A 24,086-nucleotide genomic window follows, 5' to 3' on the forward strand; every position below is an offset into this window, starting at 1 on the left:
TGCATCCCTGGGTTGCGACGGCTCCTGGTGTGAGAGGTGCCGTCGTGTGTCGGGCATCCATTCGTTTTCTGCCTTTCTCGTACTTTGCGGTTTTGCTTCGGGCACCCTCACTCCACCGTCACCGACTTCGCCAGATTCCGGGGCTTATCGATATCCGTCCCCCGCGCCAGCGCAGCGTGATACGCGAGCAGTTGCATCGGCACCGTATGCAGAATCGGCGAAAGCGGCCCGTAGTACTCGTTGAGCCGAATCACCTCGATCCCTTCGCTCGGCACCAACCCGCAGTCCACATCCGCGAACACAAACAGCCTGCCATTCCGCGCACTGACCTCATGCATGTTCGACCGGAGCTTTTCAAGCAGCATGTCATTCGGCGCAACCGCAATCACCGGCATTTCGTTACTCACCAAAGCCAGCGGCCCATGCTTCAACTCCCCCGCCGGATAAGCCTCCGCGTGAATATACGAAATCTCCTTCATCTTCAGCGCGCCTTCGAGTGCGATCGGATAATGCATCCCGCGCCCGAGAAACAGCATGTTGTCGCGCCGTGCGAGCAGTTCCGACCAGGCCATGATCTGCGGCTCGAGCGCGAGCACTTTCGACATCGCATCGGGCAGATGCCTTAGCGCACGCAGATGCTCCTTCTCTTCGTCGTCGCTCAACCGCCCGCGCACCTGCGCAAGCGATAGTGTGAGCAGAAACAACGCCACGAGCTGCGTCGTAAAAGCCTTCGTCGAAGCCACCCCGATCTCGATGCCCGCCCGCGTGACAAACTGCAGCGCACATTCCCGCATCAACGCACTCGTCGCGACGTTGCAGATCGCGAGCGTATGCATCATTCCAACGCGCTTCGCGACATGCACGGCACCAAGCACATCAGCCGTCTCACCGCTTTGCGACACGGCGACAACGAGCGTGCGTGGATTCGGCACACCGTCGCGATAGCGAAACTCGCTCGCAATTTCCACGCTGGCCGGCAGCTTCGCGATGCTTTCGATCCAGTACTTCGCCGTGAGCGCCGCGTGATAACTGCCGCCACACGCGAGCAGCAACACCGAATCGACGTCGTTGAACACGCGCCACGCGCCATCACCAAACAGCTCGGGCATGATCGAAGACACATCGAGCAACGTATCGGCCACCGCCTGCGGCTGCTCGAAGATCTCCTTCTGCATGTAGTAGCGATACGACCCGAGATCGGCCGCGCCGCTATGCGCGGCGACCCGCTGCACCGTGCGCTCGACGCGCTGGCCGGCCGCATCGACGATCCAGTAGCGATGCAGTTGAATATCGGCAACGTCGCCGTTCTCGAGGTAGGCGATGCGATCGGTAATGCCCGACAGCGCAATCGCATCCGACGCCAGAAAATTCTCGCCTTCACCGACACCCACGACGAGCGGCATCCCGTCGCGCGCGCCGACGATCCGGTGCGGCTCGTCGCGGCACATCACCGCGATCGCATAGCTGCCGCGCAGTTGCGCGACCGCGCGCCGGACCGCATCGAACAGGTCGCCGTCGTACAGGTGATCGATCAGGTGCGCGATCGCCTCGCTGTCGGTCTGGCTCGCGAACACGTAGCCATGCGCCTGCAGTTCGGCGCGCAGTTGATCGCAGTTCTCGATGATCCCGTTATGCGACAGCGCAATGCGCGCATTGGCGTCGCTCGGCGAGAAGTGCGGATGGGCGTTGAGCGTGACGGGCGCGCCGTGCGTGGCCCAGCGCGTATGCGCGATGCCGGTGTAGCCCGACAGCGCATGCTCGGCGATCTCACGCTGCAGGTTGGCCACACGATCGACGCTGCGGGCGCGCGCCAGCGCCCGGTCGCGGTAGACCACGACGCCGCACGAATCGTAGCCGCGGTATTCGAGCCGCTTCAGGCCGTCGACCAGGTTCGGCAGGATGTCCCGCTGGGCGACCGCCCCGACAATTCCACACATATCGCGCTCCGTAAATGTCCTGTCTGGATCAGTGAGAGCGATGGTAGGGCGAGCTGTATGGAATTAAATTTCAAAATACAAGATAAAATGAAACGAATAGCAGATCGTCTATCATGTTGAAATTAAATTTCACACTCTGACCGGAAGGAGCCGCCGATGGCCGGCATTACCCTCGACGATCTCGACCTGCGCATCCTCGCGATCCTGCAGGACGACGCGTCGGTGTCGAACCTGCAACTGGCCGAGCGCGCGCTGTCGTCGCCGCCCACTTGCATGCGCCGCGTGCGCCGGCTGACGGAGGCCGGCGTGATCCGCCGGCAGGTCGCGGTGCTCGACCCGGTGGCGATCGGCACGGCCGTCACCGCGCTGATCGAGATCAGTCTCGACCGGCAGACCGCCGAAGACTACGACGCGTTCGAAGCGTACGTGTGTGCGGAGCCGGCCGTCACGCAGTGCTATCGCGTGTCGCCTGGGCCCGATTTCGTCGTGGTGGCCGATCTGGCCGACGTCGCCGAATACGATGAATTCGCGCGACGGCTGTTCACTGGCGCGTCGAATGTCCGCAACGTGCGGACGTTCTTCTCGACGCATCGCGCGAAGTTCGAGGCGAACGCGCGGGTTACGCATGCGATGCGCAAGCGCGGATGAGGTGGTCGCACCATCATTCGCAATGCGTTCGCGAATGCCTTCGCGACACCATCACGCAGCAGCGTCAGCCGCTTCCAGCAATTGCAGCGGCTTGCCATACCCGAAGCAATGCGCGGGTTCCGGAAACACACCCTGCCGCACATCGTGCGCGTACTGGCGGATCGCATCGCGCATCACCGCGTTCGCATCGGCATAACGCTTCACGAATCGCGGCGTGTACGCGTCGAATGCGCCGATCATGTCCTCGGTGACGAGCACCTGCCCGTCGCATGCGGGCGATGCGCCGATGCCGATCGTCGGGATCGTCAGCGTTTCCGTCAGATGTCGCGCGAGCGCTTCGGCGGTGCCTTCGATGACGACGCTGAACGCGCCGGCCTGTTCAGCCGAGCACGCGGCATCGAACACCTGCGCGGCGGAGCGCGGGTCCATCCCCTGCGCGCGGAAGCCACCCGTCGCGTTGGCCTGCTGCGGCATGAGGCCGACGTGTGCCATCACCGGGATGCCGCGCTCGGTCAGGAAGCGGATCGTGTCGCCCATCTCGGTGCCGCCTTCGAGCTTCACGCTCTGCGCGCCGGTTTCGGCGAGCAGGCGCGCGGCGGAGCGATACGCTTGCGCGGGCGATTCCTGGTACGTCGAGAACGGCAGGTCGACGACGACGCATGCCTGCGCGGCGCCGCGCACGACGGCCGCACCGTGTGCAATCATCATGTCGAGCGTGACGCGCAGCGTATCGGGCATCCCGTACAGCACCATGCCGACGGAGTCGCCGACGATGATCACGTCGGCCACCTCGTCGACCAGCTTCGCCATCGGCGCGGAATACGCGGTCAGCGACACGAGGCTGCCGATGCCCTTGGTCGAACGGATCGCGGTGACGGTCTTGCGGGTGGTGCGGGTATGAGCGCTCATGAACGGAAGCCGTGTGAAAGAAGAGCCGCCACGGTAGCATCGCGCTCGTTCGTGCAATGACCTTCGGAGGACGTCTTATGTTGCTGGCGGGACAATCGGGTGACCCTTACGCAGTGCCGCCGATGGCGTGCCTGCCGAGGCCGCTGTACGTGCGCGCGTTCGGTATTCCCGGCAACGTGAGCATCGACGCGCACAGTCATCCGTGGGCGCAGCTGATGTATGCGACGAGCGGGGTGCTCGAGGTGTCGACACCGTCGGGCCGGCATCTGCTGCCGCCGCACTATGCGATGTGGATTCCGCCGCACGTGCCGCATGCGGTGTCGACGCGCGATTGCGTCGCGTTCCACAGCCTGTATCTCGATGCCGCGATTGCGCGCGACGACGTTCACGGCGATTGCGCGATCCTCTGCATGACGCCGCTGCTGCGCGAGCTGGTGCTCGCCACGGCCGAATTGCCGGTGAACTACGACGAGACGGGGCCGGACGGCGCGCTCGTCTGCCTGATCGCCGACCGGATCGCACGGATGCGGCAGGCGCCGCTGACGGTGCCGCTGCCGCGCGATCCGCGTCTGCTGAAAATCGCGCGGGCGTTGCATGCGTATCCGGGCGATACGCGCAATCTCGACGAATGGGGCCATCAGGTCGGTGCGACGCGGCGCACGCTGTCGCGGCTGTTCCGGCAGGACACGGGGCTGTCGTTCACCGAATGGCGGCAGGCGGTGCGGCTGCTGGCGTCGCTGCCGCTGCTCGACGCGGGCGAGCCGATCGGCGCGGTGGCCGCACAACTGGGCTACGACTCGACGTCGTCGTTCATCGCGCTGTTCCAGGCGAAATTCCAGGTGACGCCCGGCGCGTATGCGAAGCGTGAAGCGCGCCGGCCCGTGCTGAACGCCTGACGCTGCGGCACATCCCGACTCAGAACGCGAGCGCCTGCTGCACCGGATGGTGGGCGCCGCGCTCGAACCCTGCGCCTTCGAGCGACAGCAGTGCGCGCTTGCGGTCGATGCCGCCCGCATAGCCGGTCAGGCTGCCCGACGCACCGACCACGCGATGGCACGGCACCATGATCGACACCGGGTTCCGGCCGACCGCACCGCCCACGGCACGTGCGCCGCTCATCGGCAACCCGACGCGCTCGGTGATGTCGCCGTACGTCACGAGTTCGCCGAACGGAATGGCGAGCAGTTCCTTCCATACGCGTCGCTGAAACGCGGTGCCGCGCAAGTGGATCGGCACCGAGAACGTCTCGCGCGTGCCGGTGAAGTACTCGGCGACTTCTTCCGCGACCTTGCGCGCAAGCGGCGACATCGCGAGCGCGTCTGCTTCGGTCACGATCGCAACCGACGGGAAGTATTTCTGGCCGACGAAGTAGAGGCCCGTCAGCGCATCGTCCTCGATGCGCACGGCGATGTCGCCCAGCGGGCTCGGAATCAGGTGAGCGGGAGTCATCGCAATACGTCTCCATGAAGGCGCCACACTTGCAGTGCGGCATACGCGCGCCACGGCGCCCAGCGCGCCGCATGCGGCGCGGATGATGGCACACGGGCGCGTTCGGTGCGGGCGGGCAGCCACGCATCGTCGGCCGGGAACGCGTTCGGCCAGGCCATCGCGCGCATCGCGACGTACTGCACCGCGTGTTCGTCGAAGCCGGGCAGCGCACGCAATGCGTCGAGCGTCGTGTCGAGCGGCGCCATCGGTTCGAGTGAGAGCGTGCCGTCGTCGACGGCGCGGGCGAGCGACACGATCGCCTGCGCGGCGTCGTGCGCGATGCCGATTGTTTCAAGCGCGGAAGGCGGCAGGGCGGCCAGCGTCGCGGCGGAGGGCAGCGCGTGCGTGAGGCCGGGCGGCGCGCCTTCGATCGATGTGCCGAAGCGCTCGGCGATGCGTGCCAGCACGGGCGTGCCCGCATGCGCTGCCGCAAGCCGCTCGCCCGCGATCGCACGGATCGCGATCTCGACACCGTCGAACGCGCCGGGGACGCGCAGGCCCGGCGAGCCGCTCGCGAGTTCGCCGAGATGCGCGTCGATCACGTCGGGGCGGCTGTCGAGATCGAACAGCCGCCGAATGCGCGCGAGCACGGTGGGTACGACGGGCGTCAAAGCGGGCGACACGGTGACGGCCAGCGCGAAGCGCTGCGGCACATGCGCGACGGACAACCAGCCGGCGACGCGCCCGTTACCGCCAGTGCTGTTCTCGTTGCCATTCCGGTTCGGCAATTCGACGACACGCGCATAACCCTGCGCATCGATTCGCTCGACACCGTCGATCTGTCGCTCCGCGAGAAAGCGCATCAGGTCGTCCCATGCGAACGGGGGCCGATACGGCAGCGGGAACGTCATGTCGCCATCGGCCGACGCACGAGCCCCTTTGCGCAGCCGTAGCGGATTGAGGCCGTAACGCTGCAGGAACAGGTCGTTGAAGCGCCGCACGCTGCCGAACCCGGCCGTCGACGCGACGACGGCCACCGGCAGCGCGGTATCGGTCAGCAGCCGCTTGGCCATCAGCAGCCGGTGCGTCTGCGCGAACTCGACCGGCGACACGCCGAACTGCGCGCCGAAGATCCGGCGCAGATGGCGTTCGGTCACGCCGACGCGCTGCGCGAGTGCATCGACGGAACGGGCGTTCAGGAAACCGTCCTCGATCAGCGTGGCGGCCGCGTCGGCGAGATTGCCGGACAGGTCGAGCAGCCCGTGGCCGGGCGCGAGCTCGGGGCGGCAGCGCATGCAGGGTCGGAAGCCGGCTTTCTCGGCGGCGGCGGCGGTCGGGTAGTAGCTGCAGTTCTGCGCTTTCGGCGGCTTCACCGGGCAGACGGGGCGGCAATACACGCCTGTCGTCGCGACGCCGACGAAGAACCAGCCGTCGAAGCGGCGGTTCCGCGAAAGCAGGGCGTCGTAGCAGGTGTCGGGATCGAGGCGCATGAGACGACTGTAAACCATCCCGGCCCCCGATTCTGGCTGGAATCGGACATGTGTATCGGCGGCCGTCCCGGCGCGCGCCCGTTGGGAAAATCCGGGAAAAACGGTTAATGCCACGTGGCGAAACAGTCGTCTCTTTTGCCGTGACCAATTTGAGATGACTCATCGAAATCCCCGACTGACAGGGCGCCGGCAGACGTCCTATTCTCTGAAAAACGTTTTCCAGATTGATCGGCGGAATCGGCCGTGCTCGACAAGTGCACCGCCGTCCGCCCCGGCGCCGGTCGCCGGTCAACGAACATCGTGCGGCGCGACGGGCGCGGCCGCGCATCGGAGACATTCATGCAATCTGCCGTCGTCGGCGCCGTGCGCGCTGCCGCCAGCCGCTACCGCTGGACCGTCTGTGCGCTGCTGTTTTTCGCGACCGTCATCAACTACATGGATCGGCAGATCCTCGGCCTGCTCGCGCCGATGCTTCAGCACGACATCGGCTGGAGCCAGGTGCAGTACGGCCGCATCGTGATGGCGTTTTCCGCGTTCTATGCGCTGGGCCTGCTCGGCTTCGGCCGTATCGTCGACCGGCTCGGCACGCGCATTTCGTACGCGCTGGCGATGCTGGTGTGGAGCATCGCGGCGATGCTGCACGCGGCGGTAGGCTCGGTGATGGGCTTCGCGTTCGTCCGCGCGCTGCTCGGGATCGGCGAGGGCGGCAACTTCCCGGCCGCGATCAAGACGACGGCCGAATGGTTCCCGCGCCGTGAACGCGCGCTCGCCACCGGCATCTTCAACTCGGGCGCGAACATCGGCGCGGTGTTCGCGCCGGCGATCATTCCCGCGATCGCAGTGGCCTACGGCTGGCGCGCGGCGTTCGTGATCATCGGCGCGATCGGCCTCGTGTGGCTCGCGGTGTGGCTCGTGCTCTATCGCCAGGCCGATACGCGTGCGCTGGCCGCCGAATACGACGAGCCGCGCGACGAAGCGGAAGCGCTCGACGCGGCGAACGCGAATGCCGGCGCACCGCGCTGGGGCGAACTGATCCGCAAGCGCGAGACGTGGGCGTTCCTGATCGGCAAGTTCCTGACCGACCCGGTGTGGTGGTTCTACCTGTTCTGGCTGCCGAAGTGGCTCAACGAATCGCGCGGGATGGACATGCAGCACATTGGCCTGCCGCTCGTCTGCATCTATGCGCTGACGACGGTCGGCAGCATCGGCGGCGGCTGGCTGTCGTCGATGCTGCTGCGCGCGGGCTGGAGCGTGAACCGCGCGCGCAAGACGGCGATGCTGATCTGCGCATGCTGCGTGTTGCCGATCGCGTTCGTGTCGCAGGTGCAGAGCCTGTGGGCCGCGGTGCTGATCGTCGGCCTCGCCGCCGCCGCGCACCAGGGCTGGTCGGCGAACCTGTTCACGACGGCATCCGACCTGTTCCCGCGCCGCGCGGTGGCATCGGTGGTCGGTATCGGCGGGATGGCCGGTTCGATCGGCGGCGTGTTGTTCTCGGAAGTGATCGGGCAGGTGCTGCAGCGCACGGGCCACTACTGGGTGCTGTTCGCGATCGGTGCGTCGGCCTACCTGATCGCGTTGGGCGTGATGCACATGCTCACGCCGAAGATGAAGCCTGCGCAACTCGACGCGTGACGGGGTGATCGCTAGATCCCGTCGTCGCGTGTCCGAAAACGAACGCGCCGCCCTCGGGCGGCGCGTTTTCTTTTAAAGGCTCGAAGCGGGGAACTCAGCCGACCGCGGCCGTCGACGCACGCATGATCAACCGCGGCTCGAACGTCGAGTAGCTCGCATCGGTGCGGCCCGCGAGCGCGTCGATCAGCTTCTGCATCGCGAGCTCGCCCATGTTCTCGCTCTGGATGTCGACGGTGGTCAGCGCGGGCGCCGCGTATTCGCCGTACGGCACGTTGTCGATGCCCGCGACCGACACATCCTGCGGCAGCCGGAAGCCGAGCGATGCGGCTTCTTTCATGAAGCCGAGCGCGATCAGGTCGTTGTAGCAGATCACGGCCTGCGGGCGCTGCGGCCCGAGCATCACGCGCGAACACGCGCGCTCGCCGGCTTCGGCGGTCGGCGCATGCGCATCGTGCACGTCGAGCGTGAGCCCGGCTTCCGCGAGACAGTCGCGCGCGCCCTGGATCCGCTCGTCGTTCACGCGTGCGGTGCCGAAGCCGAGATACGCGATGCGCGTGTGGCCGAGATTGAGCAGGTGGCGCGCGAGCATGTAGGTCGACAGCCGGTTGTCGATGCCGACGCTCGGAATCGGCAGGCCCGGGCTGCGACGCAGCAGGACGAGCGGCTTGTTGAGATCGAGCATCCAGCCCGCTTCTTCATCGGGCATCCGCGTGCTGACGATCAGCCCGTCGACGCGCTGAGCGAGCGCCTCGATCAGCGAACGTTCGCGCGCCTGGCTCTCCTCGGTATCGACGAGCAGCAGCGTGTAGTCGTGCTGCAGCGCGACGCGGTTCGCGCCCTTCACCACGTTCGTGAAGTGCGGGTTGCTGATGTCGAGGATCACGAGGCCGATCGTGCGCGTGCGGCCGGTGATCATCGAGCGCGCGAGCGGGTTCGAACGGTAGCCGAGCCGCTCGATCGCCTCCTTGAGCCGTGCTTCGACGGTCGGCGAGAAGCGCTGCGTGCCGTTCACGTACTTCGATACCGTCGCGACCGACACGCCGGCTTCCGCCGCCACGTCGCGGATCGTCGGGGAAACTTTTTTCATTCGAAGGGTAACGTTTTCGTCCGATAACGCCGGATTGTGGCAGAAAAAGGGTACGCGCGGCCACGCGTCGATATCGGGAAAGTGCGGATGGCTACGAACGGGTTCGACCATTGACGTTCGGCGGTGCGCCCGCGTATAGTTGGAAAACGTTTTCCGATTCAGTCAGATTTCAGCCAGATTCAAGGAGACTCGATGAACGCCTCATCCACCGGCGCGCGCAAACCGTTCGGGCGCCTGCTGCTGACGGGCGCGGCCGGCAACCTCGGCCGCCAGTTGCGCGGCGCGCTCGCCGACTGGGCCGACGTCGTACGCGTCAGCGACATCGCGACGCTCGGCGACGCCGCCTCGCATGAAGAAACCCGCGTCGTCGACCTGGCCGACCGGGCCGCGGTGATGCAGCTCGTCGACGGCGTGGACGCGATCGTCCACCTCGGCGGCATTTCGGTCGACGCGCCGTTCGACGATCTCGTCGGCGCGAACATCACCGGCACGTACAACCTGTACGAAGCCGCGCGCAAGCACGGCGTGAAGCGCGTCGTGTTCGCGAGCTCGAACCATGCGATCGGCTTCCATCCGGTCACGGAAGTGCTCGACGCCGATTCGCCGCTGCGCCCCGACAGCCTGTACGGTGTGACGAAGTGCTTCGGCGAATCGCTGTCGCGCTACTACTTCGACCGTTTCGGGATCGAGACCGTATGCCTGCGGATCGGCTCATCGTTCGAAGTGCCAAAGAATCCGCGCATGCTCGTGACGTTCCTCAGTTATCGCGACTTCATCGAGCTGGTGCGCTGCTCGCTGCTGACGAACCGCGTCGGGCACGCGATCGTGTACGGCGCATCGGACAACCCGGTGAAGTGGTGGGACAACACGAAGGCCGGCTTCCTCGGCTTCCGTCCGCGCGACAGCTCCGAGCAGTTCGCCGGGCTGTTCCCGGTGTCGGCGCCGACTGCCGACTACGACGATCCCGCGCAGCGGTTCCAGGGCGGCGGGTTCGTTGTCGGCGAGCCGATGGAGCGCAACGCGTCGTAAGCGTCGCCGGCGTCGCGGCTCAGCGCAGGATGTCGGTCGCCTTGTGCCGCTCGTCGACGCCGTCGATCAGGATCAGCGGGCCGCTCGCGTGCTGCGCACGCAGCGGCTGGATCTGCTGGTACGCATCCGATTCGTACCACGCGCGCGCGGTGTCGAGATCGGGAAACGCGATCGCGATCAGGTCGCCGCGCCATACGCCTTCGCGTACTTCCGGCCGTGCGCCGTGAATCACGAAATGGCCGTCATACGGCGCGAGCGTGCCGTCGATGCGTTCGAGGTATTCGACGATGTCGTCGCCCATCTCGACGTCGTGCAGGTGGGCGATGGCGTAGGCGGTCATGGCGGGCTCCTTGGCGTGATGCGGTTCGTGCGTCGGTGGAGCCATGATCGCGGCGCGGGCGGCGCGGGTCGATTACCTGGGACGTAAGCAAATCGCAACGCAGTCCCGCCTTGCCAGCCGGCCGCGGGTCGGTAAGAATGCGGCGAGACCACACGCGGCCAGGCGTCGATGCGCCCGGTACGCGTGACGACAATCGAACCAGCACGGCGGCCGCCCCGGCGCGTTCGCCCGATCACCACGCCACGCTATCCGCCATGATCCGGCGCGCTTCCCGCCATCCGCTCGCGATCGCCGCGATCGTCCTGATGCTGCTGCTCGGCGTCACGCACCTGGTCGTCGTCCAGCTCGACGCGCGTGCTCGCGCAGCCGCCGACCTGAAGTTCGGCGAATTCGTCACCGATACGAGCAACAAGATCCAGGTTCAACTGTTGCGCTACGTGGACGTGCTGTCCGGCGTGCGCGGGCTGTGGTCGGTCGTCGGCGAGCCGACGCAGCAGCAGTTCACCGACTACGTCGCGTCGCTGCATCTGGCGCGGCGCTTCCCCGCGCTGCAGATGATCAACTACTGCGACTACGTGGCGACCGCGGACACGCGTCAATACGAGCAGACGATGCGCGTGCGGCTGGGGAAGCCCGACTTCAAGGTGTTTCCCGCGAGCACGCCGCATCCGTTCCGGGCGGTCCTGCGCTACAACATGCCTTACACCGCGATCTACATCGGGCGCGACGTTGCCGTGAACTTCGGCTGGAACGTCGCGGAAGAGACGAACCGGACGGGCGAGCCCTATACGTCCGGCGTCGGCGTCACGCAGCTCGATGGACACGCGGGCCCGGGCCTCGGGATCCGTCTCGCCGTGTATCGCGGCGGCGAGGTGCCGCCCCCCGCCGAGCGCCTGTCGCGCGCGATCGGGTCTGCCGGCATCTTCGTCGACGTGCGCACGCTGATTCGCGAGGCGATGCCCGACGACGACTGGCAGTTCGTGTCGCTGCGGCTCCATACGGTGGCGAAGCCCGGCGAAGTGGCCGACGTGCGGCGCCGCGGGCTGTTCGCTTACGACAACGACGCGCTGTCCGGCAAGCCGACGATGACGGAGCGCCGCACGTTCGTGGTCGCCGGCCGGCCGTTCGTGCTCGACATCGCGGTGCCGGCCGGTCACTTCCAGGACGTGATCGGCCGCCATCTCCGTGCGATCGGCTATGCGCTCGGCAGCGCGATCAGCCTGGCCAGTGCGTTCATCATCTACCTGCTGCTCGTGTCGCAGCGCCGGCTGTCCGACACCGTCACGCAGCAGTCGGTGTCGCTCGCGAGCACGCAGCACCAGGTGTCGACGCTGCTCGACGCGCAGCTGCGCGCCGAGCGCGAGCTCACGCGGCAGGGCGAGCGGGAGCGCCAGCAGATCGGCCGCGAGCTGCACGACGATCTCGGCCAGAAACTGACCGGTGCGTCGCTGATGCTGAGCACGCTTGCCCAATCGCGCCGTGACGGCGCGGACGACTCGCAGCAGGTGATCGACAAGGTGTCGGCGATCGTCGAGGACGGGATCGAGACGATCCGCACGCTGTCGCGCGGTTTGTCGCCGTTCGACGGCTCGCCGCACGATCTCGCGGCCGCACTGCGCGAACTGTGCGGCGACGTCGATCGCATTGCCGCCGGCGGCTGTCACCTGAGCGTCGAGTACGATACCGAGCTGTTGTCGCCGGACGCGTCGCTGCACCTGTACCGGATCGTGCAGGAATCGATCTCGAACGCGCTGCGGCACGGGCGTGCGACGCGGATCGAAGTCGCGCTGCGCGACTTCGACGGCCGGGTCGCGTTGTCGATCCACGACAACGGCACCGGTTTCGCGCCGGGCGTCGATCCGGCCGCGCAGCCGGCATCGCGCCTCGGGCTGCGCAGCATCCGCTCGCGCGCGCAATTGCTCGGCCTGCAGGCGCGTTTCCTGACCAACGAAACCGGCGGCATGACCGTCGAAGTGAACTGACCGATGAACCCGACCCTCGTGCTCGTCGACGATCATCCGATCGTTCGCGAAGGCCTCGCGACGTTGCTGCATTCGGTGCCCGGCTACCAGGTGGTCGCGCAGGCCGGCAACGAACGCGACGGCCTGGACGCCGTGCGCACGCACCGGCCCGACATCGCGGTGATCGACCTGATGCTCGGCGACACGCTTGCGCTGCGGCTGATCGAGACGATCGCGCACACGTATCCCGACACGGCGGTCGTCTGCATCTCGATGCACTCGGATGCCGCGTATGCGGAACCGGCCGCGCTGGCAGGTGCGCTCGGCTACGTGAACAAGGCGAACGTGAGCCGCACGATCCTCGACGCGATCGACTCGGTGCTGCGCGGCGTGCCGTATTTCCCGCCGGAAGTGCAGCAGAACCTGCTGCGCCGCGCGCGCGGCCAGGCTGCGAAGCCGACCACGCCGCTCGCCGCGCTGTCGCCGCGCGAGATCGAGATCCTGCGGATGATCGGCGAAGGGCTGACGAAGCAGCAGATCGCCGAGCGGATCGGTCGCAGTGCAAACACGGTCGAAGCGCATCGCACCAACATCAAGCGCAAGCTCGGCCTCGACAACAACGCCGAACTGATCCGCTTCTCCGCGCTGAACCTCTCGCCCGCACCCACCCGCTGAACCGCGAAGCGGGGCCCCCTCGCTCACGGGTTGATGGCGACATCGATCCGCCGAGCGATTGTCCGGCCCGCGCGCCGGCCCTACGATCCCGATCACTACGACAACAACACCGCGGGGTCTTCATGCCATTCCGACTTTTACCCGACAGGCCCGGCACGGCCGGCCTGTTCCCGGACCCACGCGACCTGACGGCCTGAACGTAGCGGTCGCGCGCACGGCAAGTGCCTGCCGCCGCGCGTGCCGCTGTCGTTCGCGCATCGCTTGCCGGCGCCGACGTCGTCGCGCCCGGCTCGTCGTTCACACCCTTTCACAACCACAAGAGCGAGACCACGATGAAACACCAGACCCTGGCCGGCCTGCTCGCCGGCACGACCCTGCTCGGCGCGCTGGCCGGATGCGGCGGCGACAGCAGCACGCCGTCGTCGAACAACGGCGGCAACGGCAACGTGACGACGACGCTGAGCGGCACGGTCGCGACCGGCGCGCCGCTCGGCAACGCGACGATCACGGCGTACCAGGCGGACGGCAGCGAGTGCGGTTCGGCCGTGAGCGCGGCGGACGGCACCTACGTGATGCACAACATCCACTGCACGTCGCCGTTCCTGATCGAGGCGCAGACGGCCGACGGGCTGCTCGTGTCGCCGTACGTCGGCTCGGGCATCGTGTCGAACATGAACGTGACGCCACTCACGACCGGTATCTTCTTCGGCACGATCGCGAAGAGCGGCATCACGCGCACGCTGACCGATTCGCTGCAGACGCTCGATGACGCGCAGCTCAAGGGCTATTACGCGAACGTCACGGCCGACCTGCAGACGATGTTCCCGCCGTCCGCATATGGCGTCGACTGGACGAGCACCGATCCCGTCACGACGCCGTTCCAGGCGAACCACCAGCTCGTCGACGCCGTGCTCGACCACCTCGGGCTGATCCGCCCGACGGCCGATAACCCGTCCGTGACTTACGTGAATACCAGCACGAGCCAGAAGTTCTCGACGACTGCATCGGACACCGGCGGCGCGGCGGCGGTCAGCGGCGTGACGGCGCAGGCGCCGCTCGCGTCGTCGATCGCGCCGGTGAACACGACGGTCGGTTATCTCGACTTCAACTACGGGCAGCCGCTCGCATCGACGACGAGCCTGCGCGGGTCGATTCTCGATTCGGGCCCGTCGGCGGTGTCCGGCGGCGGGATCGCGGGCACGGTGTCGTTCGGCAGCCCGCAGGTGGCGTCGGCGTTCACGAGCGTCGGCGGCAACTACACGTGGGGTTCGAATATCGCGGCGGCCAACGGGTTCGATGCGAGCGCAACCGATTTCAACCTGCCGGCCGTCGCGATGCTATGCCAGTCGATCGCGGGACAGGGCGCGGGTGCGTCGAACCTGAAGTCGACCGACGTGCTGGTGCCCGTTGACGCGGTGCCGGTGACGCAGGCGTCCGACCTCGTCGGCGTGTCGTTCACGCGCTACTACGAAGATTGCCTGCAGGGCGGCACGAGCCCCGCGACGACGACCGGCAACTACCTGTCGTTCGACGGGCAGGGCGGCGCGACCTTCGTCGTCGCGAACGGCGGCTCGACGCCGCAGACGATCACGGTGCCGTCCACTCAGGTGACGGGGGCGCTGACGGGCACGCCGCTCGTGTCGCTCGGCGGGCAGCCGGGCAACACCGTGTTGTCGGCATATCGTTACCAGACGGCTTACGGGATGACGCGCTACGTGCTGGTCGAGCGCGGCAGCGCGGGCGCATCGTCCGCGTATGTGGGGATCTGGCTGCAGTAACCGGTGGCGCGTCGACCGGCGAGGCTAACGACATCCGCATGCCGCGCCGGTCGATCTGCGCGGCGTGCGGGTGCCTTGCCGCATCGCCGTCAATGTTGCTTGCTGCAAGCCGGATCGGTATCGCGGCGCTCGGCCGAATCGCACCAGTAACTCGGCCGCCATGCTTCGAACGAGACCGCTTTCGCGGCATTGGCGCGCGTGACGCGCACCGGGTCGGCTTTCAGCGCATCGCCGTTCGGGTCGTCGTTGGGCCGCCAGTTCCGCATCACTTCCCGATGGAACACCCAGGTGCGATGCGCGGCGTCGTAGCGAAACGTCACGCGGTCGCGCCAGTGGCTCGGCCCCGCGAATACGCCCTGTTCGACCGTGAAGGTGCGCGGCTCGATCGTGAGCGCGTTCTCGGCGACGCCATCGAGATACGGGTCGCCCATCCCGCCTTCGTCGGCCTTCATGATCACGGTGTCGTTGCGCGCCGCGAGCCGGTAGTGGCCGTCCTTGTCCGGCACGAAGATCATCAGCGGACGCGGCGACGCGTGGCGCATCGAATCGTCGGGCTGATGCGCGACGACGACATAGCCGATGCGGGCACTGTCGGTCAGGTGCCCCGATGCGACATCCAGCGCTGCGTAGCCGGCGGGAATCTGCGCGACGATGTCGGCCGGAAGGTCGAGGGTGTCGGGACACGCGGACGACGCGGGCGTGTCGCCGCACGTCGCGGCGAAGGTGCTGCCGATGCCGAACGTCAGCAGCGCGGCGACGAGGAATCCTTTGATGCGGGGGATCGTCATGCGGATCGGGTCATGAGATGAGGTCGCGCCGCGGAAGCCGGCGCGCGCGTCGACTCGTCTCGCCGCCGCGCGGGTTGGTTGTTTGTCAGGTGCCGCAGTGTAACCAGTCATGCGCGCTTGCGCGTCGGCCGCGGGACCGGCACGGGCGCCGGCGCCGATGTCCGCGCTTCGTCGGCCTGCGCACACAGCCGGTCGAGCATCCGTTGCGCGGTTTCCGCGCAATCCTCGCCCGCCGGCTTGTTCTCGATCTCGTCGATCAGCACCTCCAGATGGTGCCGGTTCTGCGCGAGACGCTGTTCGAGCAGCACGATTTCGTCGACCTTGTGCCGTAGCGCGACCAGCAGTTCGTCGCGCGGCCACGCGCCGAGATCGGGCGGCAGCACCGCGCGGATTTCGTCGAGCGCAAAACCCGCGCGCTGCGCGCGGTCGATGATCGCGAGCCGCGTCAACGCTTCCGACCCGTATTCCCGATAGCCGTTGGCCTGCCGACGGGCCGGTTCGAGCAGGCCGCTCGCTTCGTAGAAGCGGATGCGGGACGCCGCGAGGCCGCTCGCCTTCGCCAGTTCACCGATTTTCATGCCGTGCTCCAAAAGGGCTTGACCTTAAAGTTGACTTTAAAGTTATCGTTGGGCATCGTCAATCGAGGGTGCCCTCCATGAACCTGTTTACACCGCTGACACTGCCCAACGGGGCGGTGATTCCGAACCGTCTGGCCAAGGCCGCGATGGAAGAGAACATGGCCGATGCGAATCACGCACCGTCCGACGCGTTGCTGCGCCTGTACCAGGCGTGGGCCGACGGCCAGGTCGGCCTGATCCTGACCGGCAACGTGATGGTGGACGGCCGCGCGATGACGGGGCCGAACGGCGTCGTGCTCGAGAGCGATGCGCATCTCGACCGCTTCCGCCGCTGGGCGCAGGTAGCGCGTTCGGGCGGCGCGCACGTGTGGATGCAGATCAATCACCCCGGCCGCCAGATGCAGGCAGCACTCGGCCAGACGACGCTCGCGCCGTCGGCCGTGCCGCTCGCGCTCGGTGCGCTGTCGAAGCAGTTCCCGGTGCCGAAGGAGATGACGCCGGCCGATATCGCCGACGTGAAGCAGCGCTTCGTGCGTGCAGCGCAACTCGCGGAGCAGAGCGGTTTCACCGGCGTGGAGATTCACGCGGCACACGGCTATCTGCTGAGTCAGTTCCTGTCGCCGCTGACGAACCGCCGGCAGGATCAGTGGGGCGGCAGCATCGAGAATCGCGCACGCCTGCTGCTCGATATCGTGCGGGACGTGCGCGCGACGGTGTCGCCGGAATTCGCGGTCGCGGTCAAGCTGAACTCGGCCGATTTCCAGCGCGGCGGCTTCAGCGCGGACGATGCGAAGCGCGTGGTCGAACTGCTGAATCCGCTTGGCGTCGATCTCGTCGAACTGTCGGGCGGCAGCTATGAAGTGCCGGCGATGCAGGGCGAGGCGCGCGACGGGCGCACGCTGGCCCGCGAAGCGTACTTCCTCGAATTCGCGCGCGACATCACGGCCGTCGCACGGATGCCGCTGATGGTCACGGGCGGCATCCGGCGTCGCGTGGTGGCCGAGCAGGTGGTCGACAGCGGCGTGGCGATGGTCGGCATCGCAACCGCGCTGTCGATCGAGCCGAACCTGCCGCGCGACTGGCGGGCCGGCAAGGACAGCGCGCCGGTGCTGGAACCGATCCGCTGGAAGAACAAGGCGCTCGGCGCGCTGGCCAACATGGCGGTCGTCAAGTTCCAGCTCACGCGGCTCAGCGAAGGCCGGCGCACGCACCCGCAGGTGTCGCCGCTGCGCGCGCTGGTCAGGCAGCAACTGGCCACGCAGTGCCAGACGCGGCGCTACCGGAAGTGGATGGCGGGTCGCGCGGCGGGCTCGCGTGCATGACGTGCGTGGGCGGGGCTGAATCGACGGTCCCGCGCTGATCGGCCCGCCGCCTGGCGGGTCGTTTCAAGGCTCGATCCTTTCGGATTACTTTCCGAAATATCGAGCCTGTTTACTGCATTATTCAGGCGCCTGAGCGCGATTTCAGCGTGGCATAATCCACCACCTTCATCGCATCCTTCCTCGTCGCGCGTCATGCACGTCGCCCGTTTCCGCAAGCCCGGCAGCCTGATCGGATTGATCGCAATCCTGATGATGGCGCTCGCCCCTGCGGTCTCGCAGATGATGGCGTCGCGTCACCGGCTCGTCGATGCGCTGGCCGTCTATTGCACGGCGAGTGTCGACGAAGCGGTGGTCGCGCACGACGACGGCAAGCCCGCGCATGGCGTCAAGGCGCACTGGCATGCTTGTCCTTATTGCAGCTTCGTCGCTCACGCTGTCGCGTTGCCGGGCCAGGCCGTTGCATTCGCCGTTCCGCGCGCGGATTCACAGAGGCCGGTCGTGTCGGCATCGATTCCGGCGCGTGTCCATCTCGTCCATACCGTCGCGCAATCGCGCGCGCCTCCCGCGTTCTCCTGAGTTCGTCTGATCTTTCTGCCTGACCCGCCGCCGTTTCGCGACCGAATCGGGCGGCCGTTCGTCGCGCACGTGCGCGACGGCATCGAACGACAACCGGAGAACACACAACATGCCCCGCTTCAACCAACGGCACGCGCCCCGCGCATGTGCCGCGCTGCTGGCCGCCTTTGCCGGCCTGTCCCATGCGTCTTTCGCGAACGCACACGCGGTGGTCGGCGATCGCGTCTTTCCCGCGACGATGACCGTGGACGATCCTGGCGTCGGTGACGAATTCGACGCGCAGTTCGGCCACATCAAGTCCACCGACGACAGCGGCAACACCCTCAACGTCAATACCGTGTCGTACGAGTGGGACAAGTTGATCACGAAGAACCTCGCGTTCAGCGTCGCCAGCCAGTACGTGTCGCAGAACGCGCCGGACGGCGGTTCCGCGAAGGGCTGGGACAACGTGACGCTCGGCGTGAAGTACCTCGCGTACACGAACGCACAGCACGAATTCATGGCGTCGGTCGGCCTGAAAACCGAGATCGGCGGCACTGGCGCGAAGTCGATCGCGAACGCGTATTCGACGTTCACGCCTGCCGTCTATGTCGGCAAGGGCTTCGGCGATCTGCCTGCGTCGCTCGGCTATCTGCGCCCGCTCGCGCTCACGGCCGAACTCGGGCCGAACCTGACCACCGCATCGTCCGACCAGGGGCCGAACTCGCTCGGCTGGGGAATGACGCTGCAGTACAGCATCCCGTACCTGCAGCAGCAGGTGAAGAACCTCGGCCTGCCGCAGCCGCTCAGCAACATGGTCTTCGTCGTCGAGGCGCCGATGAGCACCTGCACCGCAGGCGCGTGTTCGGGCCAGACGACCGGGACGATCAACCCCGGTGTGCTCTGGCTCAATCGCTACGGTCAATTCGGCATCGAGGCGCAGATTCCGGTCAATCGCGCGAGCGGCAATCACGTCGGCGTGCTCCTGGATGCGCATCTGTATTTCGACGACCTGTTCCCCGGCTCGCTCGGCAAGCCGCTGTTCTGATCGAAGGAGAAACGCCATGAACCGATTGACCACACTGCGCATGACCGCCGCCGCGCTACTGCTCGCCGGCGCCCAGTTCGTGCATGCCCATGCGTTTCCGACACATCAGGTGCCGTCCGCGGGCGAGACCGTGACCGGCTCGCCGAAGACAGTCGCGATCGATTTCGACGACGGGCTCGAACCCGCGTTCAGCTCGATCGCCGTGACCGATGCGCAGGGGCACGCCGTCACGAACGGCAAGGCCGAAGTCGACGCGTCGAACCGCAAGCACATGTCCGTCGCGCTGAACCCGTTGACGCCGGGCGTCTACTCGGTGGCGTGGGTGGCCGTCGCGCTCGACGGCCACCGCACGCAGGGGCACTACGCGTTCACGGTGAAGTGACGCTCACCGCCCGCGTCCGCGCCCGCCGCCATGCATGCACGCCGGTGGCGGGTGCGGTGCGCGTCATTGCGCCGCGTCAGAACCGGTAGTTCGCCACCACTTCGAGCCGACGGTCGTTGCCGAGCAGGTACTGCGTCTCGTTGTAGTACGCGGACTGCACGAAGCGGCGGTTGAACACGTTGTACGCGCGCGCGGTGATCGTCGTGTCCTTGCGCGGCTTCCACGCGAGGCCGAGGTCGACGGTCGTGTACGACGGCATCACGAGCTGGTTCGCGGTGTCGGCGAAGCGCTTGCCGACGTACTTGACGCTCGCGATGCCCGTCCAGTCCGGCGCGAAGTGCCAGCTCACCCACAGGTTCGCGAGCCGCTGCGGCACCGACACTGGCACATTGCCCGCGCGCGACACCGTCGTGCCGCCGGACGTCTGCTGGAAGTCGTCGTATTTCGCGCGCAGGACCGACACGTTCGCGTCGACGCGCCAGTCCTTCGCGATCTCCGCGCCGACCGTGGCCTCGAGCCCGCGCGACGATTGCTGGCCGATCTGGATCGACTGGTTCGGGTTCAGCGGATCGGCCGTGAGGAGATTGCTCTTGACGATCCGGTACGCGGCGAGCGTCCATTCCGCCTTGCCGCCGAGGAACGACTGCTTCACGCCGATCTCGATCTGCCGGCCGGTCGCGAGCGTGAAGTTCGACTTCGACGCATTCAGCGACAGCAGCGAGCTGATCGGGTCGGCCGCGACCGAATACTGGCCGTACACGGCGAGGCCGGGCTGCACGTCGTACACGGTGCCGATGCGCCAGCCGGTGTTGGCGAACACTTTCGTGAACGCGCCGCCGTTCACGAGATCGTCGCGGTTCACGCTCGCATGGTCGTAGCGCAGCCCGCCGATCACCGACCAGCGCGGCGTGATTTCCAGCCGGTTCTCGGCGAACAGCGCGTACTGGTTCGCCTGGCTGCGGTACTTCGGATAGGTGCCGGCCGTGTTGATGAAACTGCCCGGATCGAAGTTGAACGGATCGACCGTCGACGTGCCCGAATACGGCGAGTTGTTGTCGTGCTGGAACGTCGTGTGATTGAACTCGAAGCCCGTCGAGAACGTGTTGCGCATGCCGAGCAGCGCGGTGGTGACGGTGGCCGCCGTCACGTTGCCGTACTGCTCCTGGTCGTGGAAGATCTCCGTGAAGCTGCTGCGCCGCACTTGCGCGGTCGACGGCAGGTACGTGTAGTACTCGGCGTCCTTCCAGTGACGGTTGCTCTTCATCCGGTACAGCGTGCTCGTCACGTTCAGGCTGTCGCTCGGCTGCCAGTTCGCCGACACCGTCGCCCAGCTGTCGCGGAACGCGATGTCGCTGTCGCCGACGTTGTAGTTCTTCTTGTCGAGTGCGCGATCGCGCGCGCCGTTCACGAGCGGCACGCCGAAATACTGCATCGGATGCTGGAAGCCCTGCGCATACGATGCCGTCACGTACAGGTCGGACGTCACGTCGTAGCGCAGCGCGCCGGAGATCGACAGGTTGCGCGAATTGCCGCGGTCGACCCAGCCCGACGAGCGGTTGCCGCTGATGTCGAAGCGGTACGACAGCTTGTCGTTGATCGCGCCGCCGCTGCCGAACGCGACCCGCGCGGTGCCCTCGGTGCCGCCGCCCACTTGCAGCTCGTTCTGGATCGCGCTGCGCGTCGGCTTCTTCGGCACGATGTTGACGACGCCGCCGATCGCGCCTTCGCCGTAGATCACCGACGCCGGGCCGCGCAGCACGTCGATATGATCGACCGACCACGTGTCGAACGGAAACGTGATGCCGATCGCGCCGTACGGGCGCACGCCGTCATAGAGCTGCGTGACCGACGACGCGCCGACGAAGCCGCGCGCGCCGAGTTCCGAGCCGCCGTTGCCGGGATGTGGCGACGCGCTGATGCCGGCGGCGCGGCTCACCGCGTCGACGATCGAGCTGTCGCCGCGCGTGTCGAGCGTCTTGCGATCGATCTGCTCGACGCTCGCGGGCGTTTCGAGCGACGTCAGGCCGAGACGGCTGCCGGTGTCGAGCGGTTGCGTGAGCGGCGTTGCCTTCTGTGCGTTGACGCGAATCGGCGCAAGCGTGGTGCCGGTGCTCGCGGCATCGCTTTCCTGTGCCTGGCCCGTGGGCGAGAAGGCTGCGAGCAAGGCGGCGGGCAGCATCAATCTGAACTTCATGTTTCGATATCCTTTGAATCTGTTCAATGCGGTGTTGCTTGAAAGGCGGCGCATCAGAACGCGTACCGCATGCCGGCGAATACGCTGCGTCCTTCACCCGGATAGAAGATCGCGGTGTTCGCGGTGCGCGCATCCGCGACCGTGCTGATGTCGCTCACATAGCGCTTGTTGGTCAGGTTGCGCGCGTCGACGAACAGCGACAGCCCGTTGCGGAAGTCGTAGCCGGCCTGCAGCCCGAGCAGCGTGTAGCTCGGCACGCGCAACGTGTTTGCATCGTCGGCCCACGCGCCCGACGGCACCCAGTCGAGCGTCGCCGCGATGTGGAAGCCGCTCGGCCGCGCGTACCCCAGCGTCGCGCGCAGCACGTTCAGCGGCACGCCCGCGATCCGGTTGTTGCCGTACTGCGGATCGTTCTTGAAGCGGAAGTCGTTCAGGTTCCAGATGCCCGACAGCGTGACCTTGTCGCCCGCGCCGCGCCCGGTGACGTTGCGGAACAGCTCGACCGACGCGCCGGCCTCGATCCCTTGCAGTACCGTCTTGTTCGCGTTGAACGTCGACGCCGGCACATCCGGGTTCGTCGTGTACTGCAGCAACTGGTCGCGCACGAGCGAGCGATAGGCGGTCACGTCCCAGCTCACGCGCTCGCGCGAGCCGCGCGTGCCGAACTCGATCGTCCACGCGTGCTGCGCCGCGAGCGGCGTGAAGCGCGTCGTGTTCGAGAAGGTCTGCGTGAGGTCGGTGAAGTCGGGCACGTCCTGGCTGCGCGTGATGTCGACATAGGCCTGGGTGTTCGCGTCCGGCTGCCACAGCAGCCCGAGCTTCGGATTGACGCCGCTGTAGCTCGCGTTCGTCGACTTGTAGTTCGGGCTGCGCGGCAGCCCGCCGTTGTCGATGTACTCGCGCACCGAGTGCAGCACCTTCACGCCCGTCATCAGCGCGACGGTCGGCACGAAGAACAGCCGGTTCTCGACATACGCCTCGTAGTTGAACGCCGTCTGCGTCGAGTCGAGCGTCTGCGCGCCCTTGTTGCCGTTGACGTTCACGTACTGGTTCGCCTGCGTGCGGCCGCCGAAGAAGCGCGCGCCGACGATCAGGTCGTTGCGCATTCCGCCGAGCGTCAGGTGGCCCGTGTAGCGCGGTGCGAAGCCGTAGGTCCAGCCGTCCTGGTCAAGCGCCTGGAAGATCGGGTGATAGAGGCTCTTGTGGATCGCCCACGTGTCGAACTGCAGTTCACCCGAATCGAGCTTCACGGTCGTGCGGTTCGCGATCCGCTCGGTGCGCGTGTTGCGCGCCTGGTCGCCCGATATCGCGTTCGGCGCGGCCCTGGTCGGATTGTTCAGCGCGTCGGACAGCGACAGCGTGCCCGGCAGCAACTGGTCGACGACGTACACGCCGACGTAGAAGCGCGTCTCGACCGTCGGGCTGAACCGGTAGCCGACGTTCGCGTTGAACTGCTCGTATTGCCCCTTCGAATGATCGCGATAGCCGTCCGCGTGATTGACGCTGAAGTTCGCGAGGAAGTCGAGCGGGCCGAGCACGCGCGAGACCTGCGCACTCGTGCGCACCGTGCCGTAGCTGCCGCCTTCCACGCGCAGGATGTTCGGCGCGTCGGCGGTATGGGCGGTCGGCGTGATGAAGTCGATCGCGCCGCCGAGTGTCGACGCGCCGTACGCGAGGCCGTTGCCGCCCTTGTAGACCTGCACCGCCTGCAGCGCGAGCGGATCGATCTGGTAGTAGTCGCCGCTGCCGTCCGCGAGGTTGGTCGGGATGCCGTCCTGCAGGATCTCGAGGCCGCGCGTGTGATAGGAGCGGGCAATCCCCGAGCCGCGGATCGACAGCCGCAGCTCCTGGCCGTAGCGGTTCTCGACGAACACGCCGGGCACGTCCTTCAGCACGTCGCGCAGCGTGAAGGCGTAGGTGTTCTTGTAGCTGTCGGCATCGACGAAGCCCACCGAGCCGACCGTCTGTTCGAGCGTGCGTTTCAGGCTACCGGTCGATTTCGATGTGAGCGAGTCCGGTACGCGGGTTGCGTTGACGTTGACCGCAGGCAGCGTCGATGCGGCCGGTGCATCGGCCGGTGCATCGGCGCCTTGTGCGCATGCGGCCGACGCGAAGAGAACGGAGATCGCGCCGGACAGCGCGGCGGCAATACGGGTCGAGGTAAACATGTCGTTGTATGTATGGTGACGATGACGAAACGGACACGATGCGCGCCATGCGCGGCGCCGGCCGCCGCGCGTGGTCACGCGCGCGGGCTCGGCATCGGGCACCGGCAGGGCGGGCAGGCGGAGCGGAACGGAAGAGA

Annotated in this window: 21 protein-coding genes; 11 read left to right on the forward strand and 10 right to left on the reverse strand. The window is 66.9% G+C overall.

Features of this window, described 5'->3' with window-relative positions; all coding sequences use genetic code 11:
- Positions 1-107: 107 nt before the first annotated feature.
- Entirely contained in the window at positions 108-1,937 is a 1,830-nt protein-coding gene (glmS, locus tag G3O00_RS11305) for a glutamine--fructose-6-phosphate transaminase (isomerizing) (protein ID WP_206143003.1), read from the reverse strand.
- A 156-nt stretch (positions 1,938-2,093) separates the two neighbouring features.
- On the opposite strand from glmS, the gene G3O00_RS11310 reads away from it, so the two are divergent.
- The gene (locus tag G3O00_RS11310; RefSeq protein ID WP_011356314.1) at positions 2,094-2,585 is read left to right on the forward strand and encodes an Lrp/AsnC family transcriptional regulator; all 492 of its coding nucleotides are present in this window, start codon (positions 2,094-2,096) and stop codon (positions 2,583-2,585) included.
- A gap of 51 nt (positions 2,586-2,636) precedes the next feature.
- Here G3O00_RS11310 and panB read toward each other — a convergent pair whose 3' ends face one another.
- Positions 2,637-3,494 carry a 3-methyl-2-oxobutanoate hydroxymethyltransferase gene (panB, locus tag G3O00_RS11315; protein ID WP_206143004.1) on the reverse strand — a complete coding sequence of 286 codons (858 nt, stop codon included), beginning with the start codon at positions 3,492-3,494 and terminating at the stop codon, positions 2,637-2,639.
- Between the two features lie 77 nt (positions 3,495-3,571).
- Here panB and G3O00_RS11320 point away from each other — a divergent pair, with 77 nt between their 5' ends.
- The gene (locus tag G3O00_RS11320) at positions 3,572-4,390 is read left to right on the forward strand and encodes a helix-turn-helix transcriptional regulator (protein WP_206143005.1); all 819 of its coding nucleotides are present in this window, start codon (positions 3,572-3,574) and stop codon (positions 4,388-4,390) included.
- Between the two features lie 19 nt (positions 4,391-4,409).
- Here the strand turns inward: G3O00_RS11320 and G3O00_RS11325 are convergent, their stop codons facing one another.
- A complete protein-coding gene (locus G3O00_RS11325; protein WP_011356311.1) occupies positions 4,410-4,943 on the reverse strand; it encodes a methylated-DNA--[protein]-cysteine S-methyltransferase in 534 nt (177 codons plus the stop codon).
- Positions 4,940-6,430, reverse strand: a complete 1,491-nt coding sequence (locus G3O00_RS11330) for a DNA-3-methyladenine glycosylase 2 family protein (RefSeq protein ID WP_206143006.1) — start codon at positions 6,428-6,430, stop codon at positions 4,940-4,942. Before G3O00_RS11330 ends, G3O00_RS11325 begins: the two co-directional genes overlap by 4 nt.
- 321 nt (positions 6,431-6,751) lie before the next feature.
- Here G3O00_RS11330 and G3O00_RS11335 point away from each other — a divergent pair, with 321 nt between their 5' ends.
- Complete coding sequence (locus G3O00_RS11335) at positions 6,752-8,044, forward strand: MFS transporter (protein WP_206143007.1); 1,293 nt, start codon at positions 6,752-6,754, stop codon at positions 8,042-8,044.
- 94 nt (positions 8,045-8,138) lie between these two features.
- On the opposite strand, the gene G3O00_RS11340 is transcribed toward G3O00_RS11335, so the two are convergent.
- A complete protein-coding gene (locus G3O00_RS11340) occupies positions 8,139-9,242 on the reverse strand; it encodes a LacI family DNA-binding transcriptional regulator (RefSeq protein WP_206143008.1) in 1,104 nt (367 codons plus the stop codon).
- 81 nt (positions 9,243-9,323) lie between these two features.
- Here G3O00_RS11340 and G3O00_RS11345 point away from each other — a divergent pair, with 81 nt between their 5' ends.
- Entirely contained in the window at positions 9,324-10,160 is an 837-nt protein-coding gene (locus tag G3O00_RS11345) for an NAD(P)-dependent oxidoreductase (RefSeq protein WP_206143009.1), read from the forward strand.
- 19 nt (positions 10,161-10,179) lie between these two features.
- Here the strand turns inward: G3O00_RS11345 and G3O00_RS11350 are convergent, their stop codons facing one another.
- Positions 10,180-10,500: a DUF1330 domain-containing protein gene (locus G3O00_RS11350; RefSeq protein ID WP_206143010.1), complete on the reverse strand. Its 321-nt coding sequence runs from the start codon at positions 10,498-10,500 to the stop codon at positions 10,180-10,182.
- 254 nt (positions 10,501-10,754) lie between these two features.
- Here G3O00_RS11350 and G3O00_RS11355 point away from each other — a divergent pair, with 254 nt between their 5' ends.
- The 3 genes from G3O00_RS11355 (at position 10,755) to G3O00_RS11365 (ending at position 14,914) form a co-directional block, all read left to right on the forward strand.
- A complete protein-coding gene (locus tag G3O00_RS11355) occupies positions 10,755-12,482 on the forward strand; it encodes a CHASE domain-containing protein (protein ID WP_041493392.1) in 1,728 nt (575 codons plus the stop codon).
- Positions 12,483-12,485: 3 nt separating this feature from the next.
- Complete coding sequence (locus G3O00_RS11360; RefSeq protein WP_174932189.1) at positions 12,486-13,136, forward strand: response regulator transcription factor; 651 nt, start codon at positions 12,486-12,488, stop codon at positions 13,134-13,136.
- Between the two features lie 332 nt (positions 13,137-13,468).
- Positions 13,469-14,914: a hypothetical protein gene (locus G3O00_RS11365; protein WP_206143011.1), complete on the forward strand. Its 1,446-nt coding sequence runs from the start codon at positions 13,469-13,471 to the stop codon at positions 14,912-14,914.
- Between the two features lie 89 nt (positions 14,915-15,003).
- Here the strand turns inward: G3O00_RS11365 and G3O00_RS11370 are convergent, their stop codons facing one another.
- The gene (locus G3O00_RS11370; RefSeq protein WP_206143012.1) at positions 15,004-15,702 is read right to left on the reverse strand and encodes a hypothetical protein; all 699 of its coding nucleotides are present in this window, start codon (positions 15,700-15,702) and stop codon (positions 15,004-15,006) included.
- Between the two features lie 107 nt (positions 15,703-15,809).
- Positions 15,810-16,280 carry a MerR family transcriptional regulator gene (locus G3O00_RS11375; protein ID WP_174932192.1) on the reverse strand — a complete coding sequence of 157 codons (471 nt, stop codon included), beginning with the start codon at positions 16,278-16,280 and terminating at the stop codon, positions 15,810-15,812.
- 77 nt (positions 16,281-16,357) lie between these two features.
- On the opposite strand from G3O00_RS11375, the gene G3O00_RS11380 reads away from it, so the two are divergent.
- The 4 genes from G3O00_RS11380 (at position 16,358) to G3O00_RS11395 (ending at position 19,587) form a co-directional block, all read left to right on the forward strand.
- The gene (locus G3O00_RS11380) at positions 16,358-17,602 is read left to right on the forward strand and encodes an NADH:flavin oxidoreductase/NADH oxidase family protein (protein ID WP_206143013.1); all 1,245 of its coding nucleotides are present in this window, start codon (positions 16,358-16,360) and stop codon (positions 17,600-17,602) included.
- A 192-nt stretch (positions 17,603-17,794) separates the two neighbouring features.
- Positions 17,795-18,178 (forward strand): DUF2946 domain-containing protein, encoded by a 384-nt coding sequence (locus tag G3O00_RS11385; RefSeq protein ID WP_206143014.1) that lies wholly within the window; start codon positions 17,795-17,797, stop codon positions 18,176-18,178.
- Positions 18,179-18,287: 109 nt separating this feature from the next.
- Positions 18,288-19,205 (forward strand): hypothetical protein, encoded by a 918-nt coding sequence (locus G3O00_RS11390; RefSeq protein ID WP_206143015.1) that lies wholly within the window; start codon positions 18,288-18,290, stop codon positions 19,203-19,205.
- Between the two features lie 40 nt (positions 19,206-19,245).
- Positions 19,246-19,587 (forward strand): copper resistance protein CopC, encoded by a 342-nt coding sequence (locus G3O00_RS11395; RefSeq protein WP_241025090.1) that lies wholly within the window; start codon positions 19,246-19,248, stop codon positions 19,585-19,587.
- A 76-nt stretch (positions 19,588-19,663) separates the two neighbouring features.
- Here G3O00_RS11395 and G3O00_RS11400 read toward each other — a convergent pair whose 3' ends face one another.
- Both G3O00_RS11400 and G3O00_RS11405 read right to left on the reverse strand, forming a co-directional pair.
- Positions 19,664-21,781, reverse strand: coding sequence for a TonB-dependent receptor (locus G3O00_RS11400; RefSeq protein WP_206143017.1), 2,118 nt, complete (start codon positions 21,779-21,781; stop codon positions 19,664-19,666).
- 53 nt (positions 21,782-21,834) lie between these two features.
- Positions 21,835-23,949 carry a TonB-dependent receptor gene (locus G3O00_RS11405; RefSeq protein WP_206143020.1) on the reverse strand — a complete coding sequence of 705 codons (2,115 nt, stop codon included), beginning with the start codon at positions 23,947-23,949 and terminating at the stop codon, positions 21,835-21,837.
- Between the last annotated feature and the right edge of the window lie 137 nt (positions 23,950-24,086).

The organism is Burkholderia sp. Ac-20384 (assembly GCF_017104605.1).
In the GTDB taxonomy this organism is placed as follows: domain Bacteria; phylum Pseudomonadota; class Gammaproteobacteria; order Burkholderiales; family Burkholderiaceae; genus Burkholderia; species Burkholderia lata.